The sequence below is a fragment of the Ideonella sp. WA131b genome (assembly GCA_023657425.1).
Taxonomy (GTDB): Bacteria; Pseudomonadota; Gammaproteobacteria; order Burkholderiales; family Burkholderiaceae_C; genus Rubrivivax.
This window is the reverse complement of sequence record JAGTJW010000001.1, coordinates 1,898,644-1,917,829: the sequence shown is the minus strand read 5'-3', so window position 1 is coordinate 1,917,829 and position 19,186 is coordinate 1,898,644. Positions and strand designations below refer to the sequence as shown.

The window sequence follows — 19,186 nt, the reverse complement described above, 5'->3', positions numbered from 1 at the left end:
GGCCCTTCCGGGATGGGTGCGGGCCTGCTCAGCGCGCGGAAATCGGCTTGACGTCGCGTGCCGGGGAGCCCACGAAAAGCTGGCGCGGGCGGCCGATCTTGTACTCGGGGTCGCCGATCATCTCGTTGAGCTGCGCGATCCAGCCCACGGTGCGTGCCAGCGCGAAGATGGCGGTGAACAGGCTGACCGGGATGCCCAAAGCGCTCTGCACGATGCCCGAGTAGAAGTCGACGTTCGGGTAGAGCTTGCGGCTGACGAAGTAGTCGTCCTCCAGCGCGATCTTCTCCAGCGTCATCGCCAGCTTGAACAGCGGGTCGTCGTGCAGGCCGGTGGCCTGCAGCACCTCGTGGCAGGTTTCGCGCATGAGCTTGGCGCGTGGGTCGTAGTTCTTGTAGACCCGGTGGCCGAAACCCATCAGCTTGACGTTGGAGTTCTTGTCCTTGACCTGCTTGATGAACTCGCCGATCTTCTCGACGCCGCCCTGGCGCTGGATGTCCTTGAGCATCGTCAGCGCGGCCTCGTTGGCGCCGCCGTGCGCCGGGCCCCAAAGGCAGGCCACACCGGCCGCGATCGCCGCGAACGGGTTGGTGCCCGAGCTGCCGCACAGGCGCACGGTGGACGTGCTGGCGTTCTGCTCGTGGTCGGCGTGCAGGATGAAGATGCGGTCGATGGCGCGCACCAGCACCGGGTTCGGCACGTAGTCCTCGCAGGGCGTGGCGAACATCATGCGCATGAAGTTCGCGCTGTAGCTGAGGTCGTTCTTCGGGTAGATGAAAGGCTGGCCGACGCCATACTTGTAGGCCATGGCCACCAGCGTGGGCATCTTGGCGATCAGCCGGTGCGCGGCGATGGTGCGGTGCTGCGCGTTATGGACGTCGGTGCTGTCGTGATAGAAGGCCGAGAGCGCGCCGACCAGGCCCGTCATCACGGCCATCGGGTGCGCGTCGCGCCGGAAGCCGCGCAGGAAGAACTGCATCTGCTCGTTGACCATCGTGTGGTAGGTGATGGTCTTGACGAAGCTGTCGCGCTCGGCCTGGTTGGGCAGCTCGCCATTGAGCAGCAGGTGGCAGACCTCGAGGAAGTCGCAGTGCGTGGCCAGCTGCTCGATGGGGTAGCCGCGGTACAGCAACTCGCCCTTGTCGCCGTCGATGTAGGTGATGGTGCTGTTGCACGAGGCCGTGCTCAGGAAGCCGGGGTCATAGGTGAACTTGCCGGTCTGCGCGTAGAGCTTGCGGATGTCGATCACGTCCGGGCCGATGCTGCCCTTGTACAGGGGCAGTTCCATGCTCGGGCTGCCGTCGCTGAACGAGAGCGTGGCTTTCACGTCGGAGGGGGTCATCGGTGGGGCCTTTCTTCAGAGGGCGTGCTTGGCGTGGGGCGGCACGGGTGCGCTGCGCAACTGCGCCAGCACCTCGCGCGCTTCGGGCGTGTCGACCTCGCCCGCCAGCGGCTTGCGGCCGAGCAGCAGGTCCAGCAGGTCGTTATCGGCAAGATCCATCAGGGTCATCAGCCCCGCGGCCTGCCTTGTCGTGATCGACTCCTCGTGGTGTCGGAAGAAGCGTTCGATGAACAGGTCGTTCTCGAGCAGGCCGCGCCGGCAGCGCCAGCGCAGTTTGCTCAGACTCCGTTCGTCGAGGCGCCCAAGGCCCGTTCGCCCTGAGCTTGTCGAAGGGCCGGCAAGGGCTTCGACAGGCTCAGCCCGAACGGGGTTGGCAAGGTGGTCCATCAAACCGCCCTGCGCACCATGAGTTCCTTGATCTTGCCGATCGCCTTGGTCGGGTTCAGGCCCTTGGGGCAGACGTCGACGCAGTTCATGATGGTGTGGCAGCGGAACAGGCGGTACGGGTCCTCGAGGTTGTCGAGCCGCTCGCCGGTGGCCTGGTCGCGGCTGTCGGCGATAAAGCGGTAGGCCTGCAGCAACCCGGCCGGGCCCACGAACTTGTCGGGGTTCCACCAGAAGCTTGGGCAGCTGGTGGAGCAGCTCGCGCACAGGATGCACTCGTACAGGCCATTGAGCTCCTCGCGCTCCTCGGGCGACTGCAGCCGCTCCTTCTCGGGCGGCGGCGTGTTGTTCACGAGATAGGGCTTGATGCTGTGGTACTGCTTGAAGAACTGCGTCATGTCCACGATGAGGTCGCGGATCACCGGCAGGCCCGGCAGCGGCTTGAGCACGATGGGGCCCGGCAGCGTGCGCATGTTGGTCAGGCACGCCAGGCCGTTCTTGCCGTTGATGTTCATGGCATCCGAGCCGCACACACCCTCGCGGCAGCTGCGGCGGAAGCTCAAGGTGGGGTCCTGCGCCTTGAGCTTCATCAGGGCGTCGAGCAGCATGCGCTCCGTGCCGTCGAGCTCGACGCTGTAGCTCTGCATGCGCGGCTTCTCGTCCGTGTCGGGGTCGAAGCGGTAGATCTGGAAGGTGCGTAGGGTCATGGTGCACTCAGGGTCGAATGGACAGCGCTTCGACAGGCTTGGCGCGAACGGGGCTCGGGTTCAGAAGGTCCGCACCTTGGGCGGCACGGAATCCACGGTCAGCGGCTTCAGGTTCACCGGCTTGTAGGCCAGGCGGTTGCCCTCGCTGTACCACAGCGTGTGCTTCATCCACTCGGCGTCGTTGCGGCCCAGCGGGGTGTGCGGGTCGTCGGCGCCGCGCTCGTAGTCCTTCACGGTGTGGGCGCCGCGGCACTCGCGGCGCGCGGCGGCACTGGTCATCGTGGCCTGCGCGGCCTCGATCAGGTTCTCGACCTCCAGCGCCTCGATGCGCGCGGTGTTGAAGACCTTGCTCTTGTCCTTCAGGCCGATGGCCTCGACGCGGGCGCGCATCGCGTTGATCTTGCCCACGCCCTCGTCCATGCTGGCCTGCGTGCGAAAGACACCGGCATGCTGCTGCATCGTCGTGCGGATGTCGTTCGCGACATCCTGCGCATACTCGCCGTTCGTGGCGCCGTCCAGGCGCGCCAGGCGGGCCAGCGAGCGGTCGGCCGTGTCGGCCGGCAGCGGCTTGTGGCTCTTGTCGGCGGCCTTGAAGCTCTTGACGATGTGGTCGCCCGAGGCCTTGCCGAACACCAGCAGGTCCAGCAGCGAATTGGTGCCCAGCCGGTTGGCGCCGTGCACGCTGACGCAGGAGCACTCGCCCACCGCGTACAGGCCGTTCACGATGTCGTTGTGCGCGCCGTGGCGCGGAATGACCACCTGACCATTGATGTTGGTCGGGATGCCGCCCATCTGGTAGTGGATGGTCGGCACCACGGGGATCGGCTCCTTCGTGATGTCGACGTTGGCGAAGTTGTGGCCGATCTCGAACACGCTGGGCAGGCGCTTCAGAATGGTGTCGCCGCCCAGGTGCGTCATGTCGAGGTTGATGTAGTCCTTGTTCGGACCACAGCCCCGGCCTTCCTTGATCTCCTGGTCCATGCAGCGCGAGACAAAGTCGCGCGGCGCCAGGTCCTTGAGCGTGGGCGCATAACGCTCCATGAAGCGCTCGCCGTGGGCGTTGCGCAGGATGGCGCCCTCGCCGCGGCAGCCCTCGGTCAGCAGCACGCCCGCGTTGTGCACGCCGGTGGGGTGGAACTGCCAGAACTCCATGTCTTCCAGCGGGATGCCGGCGCGCGCCGCCATGCCCAGGCCGTCACCCGTGTTGATGAAGGCGTTGGTGCTGGCGGCGTAGATGCGGCCCGCGCCGCCCGTGGCCAGCAGCGTGACCTTGGCCTGCAGCACGTGCACCTCGCCGGTCTCCATCTCGAGCGCGGTCACGCCCAGCACGTCGCCGTCGGCGTCGGTGATGAGATCCAGCGCCATCCACTCGACGAAGAAGTTGGTGCGCGCGGCCACGTTCTGCTGGTACAGCGTGTGCAGCATGGCATGGCCGGTGCGGTCGGCCGCGGCGCAGGCGCGCTGCACGGGCTTCTCGCCGTAGTTGGCGGTGTGGCCGCCGAAGGGGCGCTGGTAGATGGTGCCGTCGGGGTTGCGGTCGAAGGGCATGCCCATGTGCTCGAGCTCGTAGACCGCGCGGCCCGCCTCGCGGCACATGAACTCGATGGCATCCTGGTCGCCCAGCCAGTCGGAACCCTTCACCGTGTCGTAGAAGTGGTAGTGCCAGTTGTCCTCGGCCATGTTGCCGAGGCTGGCGCCGATGCCGCCCTGCGCCGCCACCGTGTGGCTGCGCGTCGGGAACACCTTGGACAGCACCGCCACGTTCAGGCCGGCGCGGGCCAGCTGCAGCGAAGCCCGCATGCCGGAGCCGCCGGCCCCGACGATGACCACGTCGAACTTGCGCTTGGGTAGGTGGGCCAGGGACACGGTCAGAGCCTCCACAGAACTTGAACGGCCCAGCCGATGCAGCCCACCAGCCAGACGATGGTCAGCACCTGCAGCGCCAGGCGTGCGCCCACGGGCTTGACGTAGTCCATCCAGATGTCGCGCACGCCCACCCAGGCGTGCCAGCCGAGCGAGACGAACACGACCATCGTCAGCAGCTTCATCCATTGGGCACTGAAGATCGAGGCCCAGCGGTCGTAGCCCATCTCGCCGCCAAACAACACCTGCGCCAGCAGCACGAGGGTGAACAGCGCCATCAGCACCGCCGTGACGCGCTGGCTGAGCCAGTCGCGCATGCCGTAGTGCGCGCCCACGACGACGCGCTTGCTTCCGTAGTTGACTGCCATGGGAGTGTGGGGGTTGGGTGGGCTCAGAACAGCCCGAACAGCTTGGCGCCCAGCGCCACGGTGAGCGGCAGGCTGACGGCGAAGGTGAGCACGGCCGATTGATGGCCCTGGGCCTTGGAGACGCTGTGCGTCGCGTCCATCCACAGGTGGCGCACGCCGGCCACGAAGTGGTGCAGGTAGGCCCAGATCAGGCCCAGCAGCACGAGCTTGAGCAGCCAGGCCGGCACGAAGCCGATGCCGGCCGCGAAGGCGCTGCGGAAGACCTCGAAGCTGACCTCGGAGGTGACGCTCTGGTCGAACAGCCACACCAGCAGCGGCAGCAGCAGGAACATCATCGCGCCGCTGGCGCGGTGCAGGATCGACACATAGGCCGCCAGCGGCAGGCGGTACTTCGTGGCGTCGATCAGCCGCATCGTGCCGGGTCGTTCTGCCGGCCGCGCTCGTGTCATCTCGGACATGTCCTTGTCTTTCGGTTACTGCAGGAAACCCGCCAAAGTCTATTGCACGCCCCGTGCCTTACGCGGGCCTGCAAGCGGGCAAACAGGCGTCGGTTCGGGCATCACATCAGGGCATTGCGGTAGTGGTGGGCCGTGGTGAGGTACAGGCCGCGCCGCAGTTCGACCGGCTTGTCGCCGTACGTGTACGACAAGCGTTCGACACTCAGCAAAGGCTGCCCGGGTGCCACACCCAGCAGCGCGGCCTCGTCGGCACTGGCGGCCACCGCGCGCAGCTTTTCCTCGGCGCGCACCATGTGCACGGTGAACTCGGCCTCGAAAAGGCGGTACAGCGGCCCTCGCCAGGCCTCCATGCGCTCGAGCGTGAGGCCCTTGAACAGCGGACCGGGCAGCCAGAGGTCGTCGAGCACCACGGGGCGCGCAGGGCGGGCAGCACCGCTGGCAGCGCCCTCATCGGGCGCCAGGAGCAGCCGGCGCACCTGAACCGCGGCCTCTCCGGCACGCAGGTCGAGGGCGCGGGCCACGTCGGCACTCGCGCGCAGGCGGCGGCAGTCGAGCAGCCGCCGCTGCAGCGGCGCGCGCGTGCCGCTGTCGGGCACCAGCCGCAGAAAGCGGTACTGGGTGCTTTGCTCGGCATGGCTGGCCACGAAGGTGCCCTTGCCCTGGCGGCGCACCAGCAGGTTGTCCGCCGCCATCTCGTCGATGGCCTTGCGCACCGTGCCCTGGCTGACGCGGAAGCGCGCGGCCAGCTCGGTCTCGCTGGGGATGGCCTGGCCGGGCTGCCACTCGCCGGCCTGCAGGCTCTGCACCAGCAGCGACTTGATCTGCTGGTACAGCGGGCTGAACGACGGGGTCGCGACGGTCATGGCAGCGGCCATTGTGCCCCATGTGTCTTCCATAAGACATAAGAGTCAAGTCAGGCCTGCGCGCCTAGAATCCAGGCCCGCCCAGGCACCCCCCGCAGCCGACCGGCTGCGCCGCCGGGCCCGATCCCGTACCCCATCCCCAGGAGCCTCCCCATGACCACGAAAAAGCCCGTGCGCGTGGCCGTCACCGGCGCCGCCGGCCAGATCGGCTATGCCCTGCTGTTCCGCATCGCCAGCGGCGAGATGCTGGGCAAGGACCAGCCGGTGATCCTGCAGTTGCTGGAGATCCCCGACGAGAAGGCCCAGAAGGCGCTCAAGGGCGTGATGATGGAGCTTGAGGACTGCGCCTTCCCGCTGCTGGCCGGCATGGAGGCCCACGGTGACGCCAAGACCGCCTTCAAGGACACCGACTACGCCCTGCTCGTCGGCGCCCGCCCGCGCGGGCCCGGCATGGAGCGCGCCGACCTGCTGGCCGCCAACGCGCAGATCTTCACCGCCCAGGGCCGGGCGCTGGACGCCGCGGCCAGCCGCGACGTCAAGGTGCTGGTGGTCGGCAACCCGGCCAACACCAACGCCTGGATCGCGATGAAGAGCGCGCCCAGCCTGAAGCGCGAGAACTTCACCGCCATGCTGCGCCTGGACCACAACCGCGCGCTCAGCCAGCTCGCCGCCAAGACCGGCAAGCCGGTGGCAGCCATCCGCAAGATGGCGGTGTGGGGCAACCACAGCCCGACGATGTACGCCGACTACCGCTTCGCCACCATCGACGGCGCCTCGGTCAAGGACATGATCAACGACCATGCCTGGAACCAGGACGTGTTCCTGCCCACCGTGGGCAAGCGCGGCGCCGCCATCATCGAGGCGCGCGGCCTGTCGTCGGCGGCCAGCGCCGCCAACGCCGCCATCGACCACATGCGCGACTGGGCGCTGGGCACCAACGGCGAGTGGGTGACCATGGGCATCCCCAGCAACGGCGAGTACGGCATCCCGAAGGACGTGATGTTCGGCTACCCCGTCACCTGCGCTGGCGGCCGCTACCAGATCGTCGAGGGCCTGCCGATCGACGCCTTCAGCCAGGGCTGCATCGACAAGACCCTGGCCGAATTGACGGGCGAGCAGGACGGCGTGAAGCACCTGCTCTGATCGACCCCGGGCGCGCCGTCATGCCGCTGCATCCCCGCGTCGCCCTGTTCGACCCCGAAGACCGGGCCGTGCCGGCCCTGCCGGTGTGTGACCACTACGCCGGGGTTGAGCCGCGCATGACCAAGAGCCTGCAGCTGCAGGCCGAGCTCGGCCCGGTGTTCGACGTCACGCTGGACAACGAGGACGGCGCCCCGGTAGGCCGCGAGCTCGAGCACGCGCGGCTGATCGCCGGCCTGCTGGGCGGGCCGCTCAACCGCTACGGGCGAGTCGGCGTGCGGCTGCTGCCGGTGGCCCACCCGGCCTTCGGCGAGGTGGCCGCCACCGTGCTGGGCGCCGCGCAGCGCCCGGCCTACCTGATGATCCCCAAGCCGCGCGGCGTGGCCTGCATCGCGCAGGCCGCCCGCACGATCGACGCGATGGGCGGCGCCGACGTGCCGCTGCACGCGCTGGTGGAGACCCACGGCGCGCTGGCCGAGGTGCAGGCGCTGGCTGCCCACCCGCGCATCGAGAGCCTGAGCTTCGGACTGATGGACTTCGTCTCGGCGCACCGCGGCGCCATCCCGCAGTGGGCGATGAGTGCCCAGGGCCAGTTCGACCACCCGCTGGTGGTGCGCGCCAAGCTGGAGATCGCCGCCGCCTGCCACGCCCACGGCAAGGTGCCCGCGCACGGGGTCGTCACCGAGTTCCGCGACAGCGCAGCCCTGGCCGAGGCCGCGCGCAAGGCGGTGGATCTGCTGGGCTGCACGCGCATGTGGAGCATCCACCCGGCACAGGTGCGCACCATCGTCGCCGCCTTCGCGCCCTCAGCCGCCGAGCTGGCCCAGGCGGTGGAGATCCTGCGCGCCGCCGCCGCCGCCGACTGGGCCCCGATCCGCCACGAGGACACGCTGCACGACCGGGCCAGCTACCGCTACTTCTGGCAGGTGATGCAGCGGGCCGAACGGACGCGCTCCGCCGGCACGCCGGGCTTGCCCGAAGAGCTGCGTGGGGCCTGGTTCGGCCCGCTCGCGCCCTGAAGACCCCTGACGCGGCGCTGAACCGGCTGCGTGGGCCAAGGTTGATGCGGCCGTGCAGCACAGGGGGCACTCCAGTCGGCGAACTCGATGCCGATAAGCCATCCACCCCGATCCGATCCCCGGAGCTCCCGATGACCACGCTGCTGCTTGCCCTCGTCCCGCTGCTGTTTGCCGCCGGCTTTCTGACCTGGACCATGACGATGGGCGCCCGCGAGCAGGCCAAGGCCGACGCCTGGGCCGAAGAGTGGGCGCAAAAGCACCACGGCCGCTCGCAGCATTGAGCGGCTGAGTGCCCCCCTCAGGGCGGGCGGCGGGCGGCCTCCGGCCCTGGGGATGCTCAGGTAGCCTTGCAGGCCCAGCCGCTGCCTGCCCGCCGTCGTGACCGCCTTCCACCCCCGCCTGCAGGCCCTGGGCCTGCTCGTCGCCGCGCTCGCTCCTAGGAGCGTGGACCCATGCGCAGACGCAGAAACTGCGCGTGATCGGCACCACGGATCTGCACAGGCACCTGCTGTCCTGGGACTGCTACCAGGACCGCGCCGTCGTCGACGAGACTGGTGCGGCGCACACGCTGAGGATCGGCGTCATCGCGGTCGAGCCGCCGCCGATCATGCTCTGGGACCGGCAGCACCTGGCGGGCCGGGTGGAGGTGCTGGACATCGTCGACCCCTTGCGCCGGGCGGTGCCCCGGCTTGGTGCCGCAGGTGAGGCTGGTGCGCCACGAGGGCGACGGCTTCGCGACCTACGAGATCGCTCCTTGATCAGCCTGCCAGGTCGCAGCCGCGGCGGCGTCGTCATCGGCAGCCTGCTGCTGGTCTTGGGGGCCGTGGCCCTGGTCGGTGCGCTGCTGCTCGGCCTGCTGCTGGCCTGGTACGCGCTCGACCTGCCACCGCTGGACGAGGCCACTGAATACCGCCCGCGCCAGCATCTGGTGGTGCTGGCCGGCGATGGGACCGAGATCGCGCAGTTCGGCAGCGAAAGGCGCGTCTTCGTGCCGGTCGCGCAGATGCCGCAGGCACTGAAGGACGCCGTCATCGCCACCGAGGACGCCGGCTTCTACGGGCACCACGGCATCAGCTGGCGCGGCGTGGCGCGCGCCACGCTGGCCAACCTCAGCGGCGGCGTGCCGCAGGGTGCCAGCACGATCACCCAGCAGGTGGCCCGCACGATGTTCCTGAGCACGCGGCGCACGGTGGAGCGCAAGCTCAAGGAGGCCCTGATCGCGCGCCGACTGGAAGCCGCACTGACCAAGGACCAGATCCTCGAGCTGTACCTGAACCAGGTCTACGTGGGCACGCGCGCCTACGGCATGGGTGCAGCGGCCGAGACCTACTTCGGCAAGCCGCTGCAGCAGCTGAACCTGGCCGAGCTGGCGCTGATCGCGGGCCTGCCGCAGAACCCCATCTACGCCAACCCGTTTGCCAACGAGGCCGCAGCCGTCCGGCGCCAGCGCTGGGTGCTGCAGCGCATGCTGCGCTCAGGCAAGATCAGCCAGGCCGAGCACGACGCGGCCGTGGCCCGGAAGTTGGTGTACCGCCGCACGCGCGGCCCCGAGGTGGCGGCGCAGCATGTGGGCGAGATGGCGCGCCGCGCCGTCTTCGAGCAGCTCGGCGAGCGCGCCTACACCGAGGGCATCCGCGTCGTCACCAGCCTGCATGCCGACGAGCAGCGCGCGGCGCATGCCGCGCTGCGCAAGGCGCTGCTGGCGCACGAGCGCCGGCAGTCCTGGCGCGGCCCCGAGGAGCAGGAGGAGCTGCCTGCCGACCCCGAGGCCGCCGAGCGTGCCGCGGCGCTGGCCTTGCGTGACGTGCGCGACGACGACGACCTGCGCGCCGGCATCGTGATGGCCGCATCCGAGAGGGCGCTGCAGGTCAAGCTCGCCAGCGGCGAGACGGTGACGGTGTCGGGCGAAGGCCTGCGGCTGGTGCGCGCCGCGCTGCGGCCGCAGGCGCCGGCCGCGCGGGCGGTGCGGCGCGGCGCGGTGCTGCGCCTGCAGGCCGCGCCCGGGCCGGGCGGCACCCCCACCTGGAGCGTGGCGCAATGGCCCGAGGCCGACGGCGCCTATGTCGCGCTCGACCCCGCCACCGGCCGCGTGCGCGCGCTGGTGGGCGGCTTCAGCTTCAGCCGCGGGCCTTTCAACCGCGCCACGCAGGCGCGGCGGCAGCCGGGCTCGAGCTTCAAGCCCTTCCTGTACGCCACGGCCTTCGAGCACGGCGTGATGCCCGAGACCGTGGTCGACGACCTGCCGCTCCAGGCCACGGACGGCGGCGCGCCGAACTGGAACCCCGGCAACAGCGACGGCGCCTTCGACGGCCCGATGACGGTGCGCGACGGCCTCGTGCGCAGCAAGAACCTCGTGAGCATCCGCGTACTGCACCGCATCGGTCTGGCGGCGGCCCGAGACGGCATCGCCCGCTTCGGCTTCGACATGAATCGCCAGCCCTCCGATCTGACGCTGGCCCTGGGCACGGGCAGCGTCACGCCGCTGGAGATGGCGGCGGCCTACGGCGTGTTCGCCAACGGCGGGCACCGCGTGGCGCCGGTGCTGATCGAGCGCATCGTGGCCGCCGACGGCAGCGTGCTCTTCGAGGCGCCGCCGGCCCCGCCGCTGGACGGGGCCACGCGCGTGCTGCCGGCGCGCACGGTGTTTCTGGCCAACTCGCTGCTGCAGGACGTGACGGCCCGCGGCACTGCCGCGCGCGCACAGGCCACGCTGCAGCGGCCCGACCTCTACGGCAAGACCGGCACCACCAATGACGCGGTCGACGCCTGGTTTGCCGGCTGGGCGCCGGGCGTGGTGGGCGTGGGCTGGATCGGCCACGACGAACCGCGCAGCCTGGGCGAACGCGAGACCGGTGGCGGCCTCGCGCTGCCGGTGTGGATCGACGCCATGGCGCGCGCGCTGCGCGGCGTGCCGGTGCAGCCGCTGGAGCCGCCCGAGGACGTGCTGCGGGTGGGCGGCGACTGGCGCTACACCGAGTTTGCCGACGGCGGCTTCATCCGCGCCATCGGCAATGTGGCCGAGGCCACCACGCCGACGGCCGCAGGGGCGCCGGCCCCGGCGGCCAGCCGCTGAAGGGGCGCAGCCTCAGCCCGCCTCGGGCGCGATGCGCTCGGCGTGGTCCACCAGCGCGTCGAGCAGCGCCTGGGCACGCTCGTCGCCGCGCTCCACGGCGGCGTCGTAGAGCGCGTCCACGCGCTCCTGGAAGGCCTGCAGCGTGGTCGCACCGCCCTCGCCGTGCACCAGCCGCGCCACACGGTGGGCCTGCCAGCGCGCCTGCTCCCCGGCGTCCAGCGTCTCGGGCGCGTTGCGGGCGCGCCAGCGGAACAGCAGTTCCTCCAGCCGCCCGTCGGCAAAGGCCACGCGCCCGCCGTGCACCCGCTCGGCCCGCTGCGGCCAGGGCAGCGCGCGCAGACGGTTGAGGGTGCGGCGGTCCTCGTCGCCGACGAAGCCCCCGTAGAGATCTTCGTCGACGTCGGGCGCGGGCTCGGCGGGCCGCGTGTACACCTCGCGCCAGCGTGGCGCCAGGGTTTCAGCCAAGCGCGCAGCCTGCACGGCGTGGCGCTCGGCGGTGGCGCGGTCCAGGCCCCAGCGCGCCTCGGCCGGGCCCAGCACCGCCAGGTTGCCGATGACGACCGGGCTCTTGTTGACGTGGATGGTCTTGATCGGCAGCCGCGACTCGCCCTCGGGCAGGGCGTCGGCGCGCGTGAACATCCGGCGGCGCATCGTCTCGACGTCCAGCCCTTCCAGCTCGGCGGGGTCGTGCGCGAGATCCCAGACGATCAGCTCGTTCTTGTTCGTGGGATGCGGCGCCAGCGGCCAGACGATGGCCAGGCAGCCGCGCTCCACCGCATACCGGCCAGAGAGATGCACGAAGGGCCGGCCCTGGCCGATCTCGGCCCAGACGGCGTCCTTGCGGCGCAGCTTCAGGCAGTAGGCCCACAGCCGCGGCTGCGCGGCCTTCACGAGCCGCGCCAGCGCCACCGTGGCGCGCACGTCGGCGAGCGCGTCGTGGGCCTGGCCGTGCTCGATGCCGTTGGCGCGCGTGAGGTCTTCGAGCTTGAACGACGGCCGGCCCTTGAGCTCGCCCGCGGGGTGCTTCGGCCAGGCCAGGCCCTCGGGCCGCAGGCTCCAGCAGGTGCGCAGCACGTCGAGCAGATCCCAGCGGCCGCAGCCGTTCTGCCACTCGCGCGCATAGGGGTCGATGAGGTTGCGCCAGAACAGGAAGCGCGTGACCTCGTCGTCGAAGCGGATGCTGTTGTAGCCCACGCCGATGGTGCCGTCCTGCGCCAGCGCGGCCTCGATGCGGCTGGCGAACTCGGCCTCCGTCACGCCGTGCTGCTGCACGTGCTGCGGCGTGATGCCGGTCAGCAGCACGGCCTCGGGATCGGGCAGCACGTCGGGCGCAGGCTGGCAGTAGGCCACCAGCGGATCGCCGATCTCGTTGAGCTCGAGGTCGGTGCGCAGGCCGGCAAACTGCACCGGGCGGTGGCGCCGCGGGTCCACGCCCGAGGTCTCATAGTCGTGCCAGTAGAAGGTGGTGTCGGGCATGGCAGGCGAAGAGTCCGCGTCCGGCACGATAGCGCAGCGGCCCGGCATGGCCGGCCCTGAAGAACCGACGCCTCCTGGCCGCCCTCGCGCCAGGCCGGGCCACGGCCCGCGCCGGCTCCGACCACCCGCTGCCCTGCACCGACTTCGAGGCTCTCAGCGCCCCCACCACCCGTCGTCGAACTGCCCCTGCAGCCAGTTGACGAAGCTCACCACCTTGGCCGGCACCTGGCGTGGGCTCGGATAGACGGCGTGGATGGGCTGCGCCGGCAGCGTGTGCCGCTCCAGCAGAAGCACGAGTTCATCGCGCGCCAGTGAGGCCTGCGCCACGTACAGCGGCAGCGCCGCCACACCCATGCCGGCGCGTGCCGCGGCCAGCAGCGCCGAGAGGTTGTTGCTGCGCAGCGGGCCCTTCACGGCCACGCTGGCGCTGCGGCCGTCGGCGCCCGTGAAGTGCCAGCGCTCGTCACCCTGCACGGTGCTGTAGATCAGCGCGCGATGGCGGGCCAGGTCGTCGGGCCGCTTCGGCGTGCCGGCCTCGGCCAGGTAGGCGGGCGCCGCCACCAGCGCCCAGGGGTTGGTGCCGAGGTAGCGAGCGCCCAGCGAGCTGTCGGCCAGCCGACCCATGCGCAGGGCCAGGTCGATGCCCTGCTCCACCAGGTTCACATAGCGGTCCTCGAAGCCCAGGTCCACGGTCACGCCCGGGTGCTGCTGCATGTAGCGCAGCACCATCGGCACCAGCACGCGGCGGCCGAAGGCCACCGAACTGTTGATGCGCAGCGCTCCCTGCACGCGGCTTTGCATCAGCGCGGCCAGGTTGTCGGCAGCGTCGAGCTGCAGCGTGATCGCCTTGCACTGGTCGTAGTAGGCGGCGCCCACCTCGGTGGGCGTGACGCCGCGCGTGCTGCGGTGGAACAGGCGCGCGCCCAGGCGCTTCTCGAGCTGGGCGATGTGCTTCGTGGCGGTGGGCTGCGTCACGCCCAGGTCGACCGCGGCCCGCGTGAGCGAGCCGGTCTCGCAGACGCGGACGAAGAGCTGCAGACCCTGGATGCGGTCCATGTCGCCATTCCACCATGGAATGGAGGCTATCGGTGCGCTGACCTTCCCTCGCCGGCCAGCCGCCGCGACGATGCCGGCCACGACAACCCCGACGGAGACACTGCGATGGCAAAGATGAAGGCTGCGATGGCCGCCGTGCTGGTGATGGAAAAGGAAGGCGTCTCGGTCGCCTTCGGCGTGCCCGGCGCCGCCATCAACCCGCTGTATGCCGCGCTGCGCGAGCGCCAGAGCATCGCCCACATCCTGGCGCGGCACGTCGAGGCCGCCAGCCACATGGCCGAGGGCTATACGCGCGCCAAGGCCGGCAACATCGGCGTGTGCATCGGCACCAGCGGCCCGGCGGGCACCGACATGATCACGGGCCTGTACTCGGCGCAGGCCGACAGCATCCCCATCCTGTGCATCACGGGCCAGGCGCCGCGCGCGCGGCTGCACAAGGAGGACTTCCAGGCCGTCGACATCCAGAGCATCGCCAAGCCGGTGACGAAGTGGGCCACCACGGTGCTGGAGCCGGCGCAGGTGCCGCGCGCCTTCCAGCAGGCCTTCCACCTGATGCGCTCGGGCCGGCCGGGGCCGGTGCTGATCGACCTGCCGTTTGATGTGCAGATGGCCGAGATCGAGTTCGACATCGACACCTACGAACCACTCGGCGTGTTCAAGCCGGCGGCCACGAAGAAGCAGGTCGAGAAGGCGCTCGAGATGCTGATGGCCGCGAAGAAGCCGCTCATCGTGGCCGGCGGCGGCATCATCAACGCCGACGCGAGCGATCTGCTGGTGGCGTTTGCCGAGCTCACCGGCGTGCCCGTGATCCCCACGCTGATGGGCTGGGGCAGCATCCCCGACGACCACCCGCTGATGGCCGGCATGTGCGGCCTGCAGACCAGCCACCGCTACGGCAACGCCACCATGCTGGCGAGCGACTTCGTGCTCGGCATCGGCAACCGCTGGGCCAACCGCCACACCGGCAGCGTCGAGACCTACACCAAGGGCCGCAAGTTCGTGCACGTGGACATCGAGCCCACACAGATCGGCCGCGTGTTCGCGCCCGACTACGGCATCGTCAGCGATGCCAAGGCGGCGCTCGAACTCTTTGTGCAGGTGGCGCGCGAGTGGAAGGCCGCCGGCCGCCTGAACGACTACGCCGAGTGGGCCGAGCGCTGCGCCGAGCGCAAGCGGCTGATGCACCGCAAGACGCACTTCGAGCAGGTGCCGATCAAGCCGCAGCGCGTGTACGAGGCCATGAACGCGGTGTTCCCGCGCGACACGGTGTACGTCACCACCATCGGCCTGAGCCAGATCGCCGGGGCGCAGTTCCTGCACGTCTACGGCCCGCGCCAGTGGATCAACTGCGGCCAGGCCGGCCCGCTGGGCTGGACGGTGCCGGCCGCCCTGGGCGTGGTGGCTTCCGATCCGACGAAGACGGTGGTCGGCCTGGCCGGCGACTACGACTTCCAGTTCCTCATCGAGGAGCTGGCCGTGGGCGCGCAGTTCCGCCTGCCCTACGTGCAGGTGCTGGTGAACAACAGCTACCTGGGCCTCATCCGCCAGAGCCAGCGCAATTTCGACATGGACTTCGCGGTGCAGCTGGCCTTCGACAACCAGAACGTCGACGACCCCGCGCTCAAGGGCTACGGCGTCGACCACGCCAAGGTCATCGAGGGCCTGGGCTGCAAGACGCTGCGCGTGACCGATCCCGACAAGCTCGTCGGCGCTTTCGAGGAAGCCCGGCGCATGGCCGCGGAGTTCCGGGTGCCGGTGGTGGTGGAATGCATCCTCGAGAAGGTCACCAACATCGCGATGGGCACCGAGATCGACAAGATCAACGAGTTCGAGGACATCGACTGCCGCCACCCCGAGGGCCGCGAGGGCCTGGTGGCCGCCGGCCTGCTGGAGTGACAGCCATGCCCCAGTTCGCCGCCAACCTGTCGATGCTGTTCACCGAGACGCCGCTGCTGGAGCGTTTCGGGCGCGCCGCGCGCGCCGGCTTCACGGCCGTGGAACTGCAGTTCCCCTACGAGCAGCCGGCCACCGTGCTGCGCGAAGAACTCGTGCGCCATGGCCTGACCATGGTGCTGCACAACCTGCCGGCCGGCGACTGGGCCGCGGGCGACCGCGGCATCGCCGCCGACCCCGGCCGCACCGACGAGTTCCGGCGAGGCGTCGCTCATGCCGTCGAGTACGCCACCGTGCTGCAGGTGCCACGACTCAACTGCCTGGCGGGCAAGCTGCCGGCCGGCGTGACGGCGGCCGAGGGTCGCGCCACGCTGGTGGCCAACCTGCGCTACGCCGCGGCGGCGCTGCAGGACGCCGGCCTCACGCTGCTGATCGAGCCCATCAACCGGTATGACGTGCCCGGCTTCGTGGTGCAGCGCAGCGACGACGCCGTGGCGCTGATGGACGAGGTCGGCGCGCCCAACCTGAAGCTGCAGTACGACGTCTACCACCAGCAGCGCACCGAGGGCGAGCTGGCGGCCACCATCGAGCGCCTGCTGCCGCGCATCGGCCACATCCAGGTGGCCGACAACCCGGGCCGCCACGAGCCTGGCACGGGCGAGATCGCCTGGCCCTTCCTGTTTGCCCACCTCGACCGTATCGGCTATGCCGGGCATGTGGGCTGCGAATACAAACCGGCCGGCGGCACCGAAGCCGGCCTCCGCTGGATGGAGCGCTTCCAATGAAGCTCGGATGGATAGGCCTGGGCATCATGGGCGCACCCATGTGCGGCCACCTCATCGCCGCCGGGCACGCCATGACGGTGCACACGCGCAGCAAGGTGCCCGAAGCGATCACCGCCGCCGGGGCGCGCAGCGCAGCCAGCGCCAAGGCCGTGGCCGAACAAAGCGAGATCGTGTTCCTGATGCTGCCCGACACGCCCGATGTCGAGCGCGTGCTGTTCGGCGGCGAGGGCGTGGCCGCAGGCCTGAAGCCCGGCACCCTGGTGGTGGACATGAGCAGCATCTCGCCCATGGCCACCAAGGACTTCGCGGCCCGTATCCAGGCGCTGGGCTGTGACTACCTCGATGCCCCGGTCTCGGGTGGCGAGGTGGGTGCCAAGGCGGCCTCGCTCACCATCATGGTGGGTGGCGGCGAGGCCGCCTTTGCGCGCGCCGAGCCGCTGCTCAGGCTGATGGGCAAGAACATCACCCACGTCGGCGGCAGCGGCGACGGCCAGACCACCAAGGTCGCCAACCAGATCATCGTGGCGCTGAACGTCGCGGCGGTGGCCGAGGCGCTGGTGTTCGCCGCCAAGGCCGGCGCGGACCCCGCCAAGGTGCGGCAGGCGCTGATGGGCGGCTTTGCCTCGAGCCGCATCCTCGAGGTGCACGGCGAGCGCATGATCAAGCGCACCTTCAACCCCGGCTTCCGCATCGGGCTGCACCAGAAAGACCTGAACCTCGCGCTGCAAGGCGCCAAGGCCCTGGGCGTGGCGCTGCCGGGCACGGCGGGCGTGGCCCAGCTGATGCAGGTGTGTGCCGCCAACGGCCTGGCCGAGGCCGACCACTCGGCGCTGGTGAAGGCGCTGGAGCTGATGGCGGCGCACGAGATCGGCTGAGCGGCACGGCCGCCGGGGCTTGGGTGGGCGCAGAATCGGCGCTGCCGTCGTCGCATGGCGTGTCTTGCGCAGGGGTGAGCCCATCTCGGCGCGCCCAAAAAAGGGGCAAGGACACCCGCCCGACCCCACTGCTGCCACAGCGGGCAAGCATGGCACGGCCAGAGGATCGCCAAACCGCCCCGAAAGCGAGTCAGCCATGTGGGTTCGAGTTCTTTACGTCAGCCGCTCCGTCGGGCCGCAAACCGGCACCGTCACCGCCAACATCCTGGCCACCTGCGAGGCGCACAACGCCGCCCACGGCATCAGTGGCGTGCTGTGCCAGGGGCAGGGCCTGTACCTGCAGGTGCTGGAGGGCGAACGCGCCGAGGTCAACCGCCTCTACAACCGCATCCTGCAGGACCCGCGGCACCACGACGTGCAGATGCTGTCGTTCGAGGAGATCGACCGCCGTCGCTACCCCGGCTGGTCGATGGCCCACGTCGTGCTGCCCGACGACGACGCCCTGGTGCGCATGCAGCACCCCGAGTTCGACCCGTATGCCGCCACCGGCGGCTTCATGCTGAAGCTGATCGATGAGCTCATCGCCAGCGGCCACCCCATCGGGGGCGCCCAGGCGCGGGCAGTCAGATCCTGAAGTCCTGAGCGCCCCCAGGGCCGGGCGTCTGGCCGGCCCGCCAGACAAAAGGAAACTTCGTCTGCGCCCAGAACCCATCGGGCACGTAGTCGCCCTGCACGCCGTAGTGCGCGGGCCATGCGCGCGGGCTTTGCACCGCGGTGCCGAAGAGGTGGTCGATGAAGGCGAACTGCGCCGCGTAGTTGCGGTCGATGGCCTCGGTCTCCTGGCTGTGGTGCCAGTGGTGGAAGTTGGGCGTCACGATCACGTAGCGCAGTGGCCCCAGGCGCACGTTGACGTTGGCGTGGTTGAACACGGCCTGGAAGCCGACGACGATGATGTAGGCGTCGATCACTTCCTTCGAGAACCCCAGCACGTAGATGGGCGCCAGCACCAGCGTGCGCGTGAGCACGATCTCCAGCACGTGCTGGCGCGAGCCGGCGAGCCAGTCCATGTGCTTGACGCTGTGGTGCACCGCGTGCAGCCGCCACAGCATCGGCACCTCGTGATACGCGCGGTGCGTGGCGTACTGCACCAGGTCGGCCACCAGCATGATGAGGAGCAGCGCCACCCAGAAGTTCAGCCCACGCACCCAGTCCTGCACCGCGCCATGCACCGCCCAGCCGAACAGCCGGTGCACGAGCAGGTTCACCGCCAGCAGAAAGAAGCCGATCAGCAGGTGGTTGACGATGAAGTGCTGGAAGTCGGTCTGCCAGGCCGGGCGGAACACCGGCTGCTCCTTGCGCAGCGGGAACAGCTTCTCGATGAAGATGAAGATCAGCGTGCTGCCCAGCAGATCGAGGATGAACCAGTCCAGGCCGATGTAAGGCGTGCCACCGGGGAAGTCGTTCACCGGCACCTTGTGGCCGCCCAGCGCCACGCTCAGGACCACCAGCGCGAAGGCCGCCGTGGACAGCCAGCGCCGGCGCCCGGTGACGATGTTGAACAGCGCCACCGCGCCGGCCACCACCAGCGCCGCGTAAAGCACCTTGCGCAGCAGGTCCACGTCGTAGTTCTTGCGCAGCTGCGGCGTCGTCAGGTACTCCGGAAAGTGGAAGGCCAGCACGGCCAGAAAACACAGGATGGCCAGCGACAGCGCCACCACACCGGAGATGAGTCCCTTGCCCGCGCGCAGCTCGCCGTGCGAGGTGGTCAGTCGCCTGAGCTTGTCGAGCATGTCGACATCTTATCGACGGGGCGTTCTCGGAGTCCGCGCGACACCTGCCTTTGCCCTTGCCGGCGCCCACTGGGCCGGGCTTGCGGCGGCACGCGAG

The 19,186-nt window shown here is 70.0% G+C and carries 18 protein-coding genes; 8 read left to right on the top strand and 10 right to left on the bottom strand.

All coding sequences use genetic code 11. The features are described from left to right. Window positions 1–28: 28 nt before the first annotated feature. The 7 genes from gltA to KA711_08810 all read right to left on the bottom strand — a co-directional run bounded on the left by gltA (window position 29) and on the right by KA711_08810 (window position 5,994). Complete coding sequence (gltA, locus tag KA711_08840) at window positions 29–1,339, bottom strand: citrate (Si)-synthase (protein MCM0609091.1); 1,311 nt, start codon at window positions 1,337–1,339, stop codon at window positions 29–31. A gap of 15 nt (window positions 1,340–1,354) precedes the next feature. Continuing rightward, complete coding sequence (locus KA711_08835) at window positions 1,355–1,726, bottom strand: succinate dehydrogenase assembly factor 2 (protein MCM0609090.1); 372 nt, start codon at window positions 1,724–1,726, stop codon at window positions 1,355–1,357. Then, window positions 1,726–2,430, bottom strand: a complete 705-nt coding sequence (locus KA711_08830) for a succinate dehydrogenase iron-sulfur subunit (protein ID MCM0609089.1) — start codon at window positions 2,428–2,430, stop codon at window positions 1,726–1,728. Before KA711_08830 ends, KA711_08835 begins: the two co-directional genes overlap by 1 nt. Before the next feature lie 60 nt (window positions 2,431–2,490). Beyond that, on the bottom strand, window positions 2,491–4,302 hold the full coding sequence (locus KA711_08825) for a succinate dehydrogenase flavoprotein subunit (protein MCM0609088.1): 1,812 nt from the start codon (window positions 4,300–4,302) through the stop codon (window positions 2,491–2,493). Continuing rightward, window positions 4,299–4,661, bottom strand: coding sequence for a succinate dehydrogenase, hydrophobic membrane anchor protein (gene sdhD, locus KA711_08820; protein ID MCM0609087.1), 363 nt, complete (start codon window positions 4,659–4,661; stop codon window positions 4,299–4,301). Before sdhD ends, KA711_08825 begins: the two co-directional genes overlap by 4 nt. Window positions 4,662–4,684: 23 nt before the next feature. Then, window positions 4,685–5,119 carry a succinate dehydrogenase, cytochrome b556 subunit gene (gene sdhC / locus KA711_08815; GenBank protein MCM0609086.1) on the bottom strand — a complete coding sequence of 145 codons (435 nt, stop codon included), beginning with the start codon at window positions 5,117–5,119 and terminating at the stop codon, window positions 4,685–4,687. 101 nt (window positions 5,120–5,220) lie between these two features. Continuing rightward, on the bottom strand, window positions 5,221–5,994 hold the full coding sequence (locus KA711_08810; GenBank protein MCM0609085.1) for a GntR family transcriptional regulator: 774 nt from the start codon (window positions 5,992–5,994) through the stop codon (window positions 5,221–5,223). Window positions 5,995–6,135: 141 nt separating this feature from the next. Here KA711_08810 and KA711_08805 point away from each other — a divergent pair, with 141 nt between their 5' ends. The 4 genes from KA711_08805 (at window position 6,136) to KA711_08790 (ending at window position 11,214) form a co-directional block, all read left to right on the top strand. Beyond that, window positions 6,136–7,125 (top strand): malate dehydrogenase, encoded by a 990-nt coding sequence (locus KA711_08805; GenBank protein MCM0609084.1) that lies wholly within the window; start codon window positions 6,136–6,138, stop codon window positions 7,123–7,125. A 20-nt stretch (window positions 7,126–7,145) separates the two neighbouring features. Next, window positions 7,146–8,141: a CoA ester lyase gene (locus KA711_08800; protein ID MCM0609083.1), complete on the top strand. Its 996-nt coding sequence runs from the start codon at window positions 7,146–7,148 to the stop codon at window positions 8,139–8,141. 131 nt (window positions 8,142–8,272) lie between these two features. Then, entirely contained in the window at window positions 8,273–8,422 is a 150-nt protein-coding gene (locus KA711_08795) for a hypothetical protein (protein MCM0609082.1), read from the top strand. 512 nt (window positions 8,423–8,934) lie between these two features. Next, window positions 8,935–11,214: a PBP1A family penicillin-binding protein gene (locus KA711_08790; GenBank protein MCM0609081.1), complete on the top strand. Its 2,280-nt coding sequence runs from the start codon at window positions 8,935–8,937 to the stop codon at window positions 11,212–11,214. A gap of 12 nt (window positions 11,215–11,226) precedes the next feature. On the opposite strand, the gene sbcB is transcribed toward KA711_08790, so the two are convergent. Both sbcB and KA711_08780 read right to left on the bottom strand, forming a co-directional pair. Then, entirely contained in the window at window positions 11,227–12,690 is a 1,464-nt protein-coding gene (gene sbcB / locus KA711_08785) for an exodeoxyribonuclease I (GenBank protein ID MCM0609080.1), read from the bottom strand. Between the two features lie 153 nt (window positions 12,691–12,843). Then, window positions 12,844–13,746 (bottom strand): LysR family transcriptional regulator, encoded by a 903-nt coding sequence (locus tag KA711_08780; GenBank protein MCM0609079.1) that lies wholly within the window; start codon window positions 13,744–13,746, stop codon window positions 12,844–12,846. A 105-nt stretch (window positions 13,747–13,851) separates the two neighbouring features. Between KA711_08780 and gcl the strand changes: the two genes are divergently transcribed. The 4 genes from gcl (at window position 13,852) to KA711_08760 (ending at window position 17,933) form a co-directional block, all read left to right on the top strand. Next, entirely contained in the window at window positions 13,852–15,642 is a 1,791-nt protein-coding gene (gene gcl, locus KA711_08775) for a glyoxylate carboligase (GenBank protein MCM0609078.1), read from the top strand. Between the two features lie 5 nt (window positions 15,643–15,647). After that, window positions 15,648–16,424 (top strand): hydroxypyruvate isomerase, encoded by a 777-nt coding sequence (hyi, locus tag KA711_08770; GenBank protein ID MCM0609077.1) that lies wholly within the window; start codon window positions 15,648–15,650, stop codon window positions 16,422–16,424. Next, complete coding sequence (locus KA711_08765) at window positions 16,421–17,299, top strand: 2-hydroxy-3-oxopropionate reductase (GenBank protein MCM0609076.1); 879 nt, start codon at window positions 16,421–16,423, stop codon at window positions 17,297–17,299. Before hyi ends, KA711_08765 begins: the two co-directional genes overlap by 4 nt. Before the next feature lie 196 nt (window positions 17,300–17,495). Next, window positions 17,496–17,933, top strand: a complete 438-nt coding sequence (locus tag KA711_08760; protein MCM0609075.1) for a BLUF domain-containing protein — start codon at window positions 17,496–17,498, stop codon at window positions 17,931–17,933. Here the strand turns inward: KA711_08760 and KA711_08755 are convergent. After that, complete coding sequence (locus KA711_08755) at window positions 17,923–19,089, bottom strand: sterol desaturase family protein (GenBank protein MCM0609074.1); 1,167 nt, start codon at window positions 19,087–19,089, stop codon at window positions 17,923–17,925. The genes KA711_08760 and KA711_08755 overlap by 11 nt on opposite strands. Window positions 19,090–19,186 lie beyond the last annotated feature (97 nt).

What these genes read in the sequence shown, in the direction of transcription:
- gltA (MCM0609091.1), bottom strand. Translation starts at nt 1,339, where the DNA reads ATGACCCCCTCCGACGTGAAAGCCACGCTCTCGTTCAGCGACGGCAGC.
- KA711_08835 (MCM0609090.1), bottom strand. Translation starts at nt 1,726, where the DNA reads ATGGACCACCTTGCCAACCCCGTTCGGGCTGAGCCTGTCGAAGCCCTT.
- KA711_08830 (MCM0609089.1), bottom strand. Translation starts at nt 2,430, where the DNA reads ATGACCCTACGCACCTTCCAGATCTACCGCTTCGACCCCGACACGGAC.
- sdhD (MCM0609087.1), bottom strand. Translation starts at nt 4,661, where the DNA reads ATGGCAGTCAACTACGGAAGCAAGCGCGTCGTCGTGGGCGCGCACTAC.
- sdhC (MCM0609086.1), bottom strand. Translation starts at nt 5,119, where the DNA reads ATGTCCGAGATGACACGAGCGCGGCCGGCAGAACGACCCGGCACGATG.
- KA711_08810 (MCM0609085.1), bottom strand. Translation starts at nt 5,994, where the DNA reads ATGGCCGCTGCCATGACCGTCGCGACCCCGTCGTTCAGCCCGCTGTAC.
- KA711_08805 (MCM0609084.1), top strand. Translation starts at nt 6,136, where the DNA reads ATGACCACGAAAAAGCCCGTGCGCGTGGCCGTCACCGGCGCCGCCGGC.
- KA711_08800 (MCM0609083.1), top strand. Translation starts at nt 7,146, where the DNA reads ATGCCGCTGCATCCCCGCGTCGCCCTGTTCGACCCCGAAGACCGGGCC.
- KA711_08795 (MCM0609082.1), top strand. Translation starts at nt 8,273, where the DNA reads ATGACCACGCTGCTGCTTGCCCTCGTCCCGCTGCTGTTTGCCGCCGGC.
- sbcB (MCM0609080.1), bottom strand. Translation starts at nt 12,690, where the DNA reads ATGCCCGACACCACCTTCTACTGGCACGACTATGAGACCTCGGGCGTG.
- KA711_08780 (MCM0609079.1), bottom strand. Translation starts at nt 13,746, where the DNA reads ATGGACCGCATCCAGGGTCTGCAGCTCTTCGTCCGCGTCTGCGAGACC.
- gcl (MCM0609078.1), top strand. Translation starts at nt 13,852, where the DNA reads ATGGCAAAGATGAAGGCTGCGATGGCCGCCGTGCTGGTGATGGAAAAG.
- hyi (MCM0609077.1), top strand. Translation starts at nt 15,648, where the DNA reads ATGCCCCAGTTCGCCGCCAACCTGTCGATGCTGTTCACCGAGACGCCG.
- KA711_08765 (MCM0609076.1), top strand. Translation starts at nt 16,421, where the DNA reads ATGAAGCTCGGATGGATAGGCCTGGGCATCATGGGCGCACCCATGTGC.
- KA711_08760 (MCM0609075.1), top strand. Translation starts at nt 17,496, where the DNA reads ATGTGGGTTCGAGTTCTTTACGTCAGCCGCTCCGTCGGGCCGCAAACC.
- KA711_08755 (MCM0609074.1), bottom strand. Translation starts at nt 19,089, where the DNA reads ATGCTCGACAAGCTCAGGCGACTGACCACCTCGCACGGCGAGCTGCGC.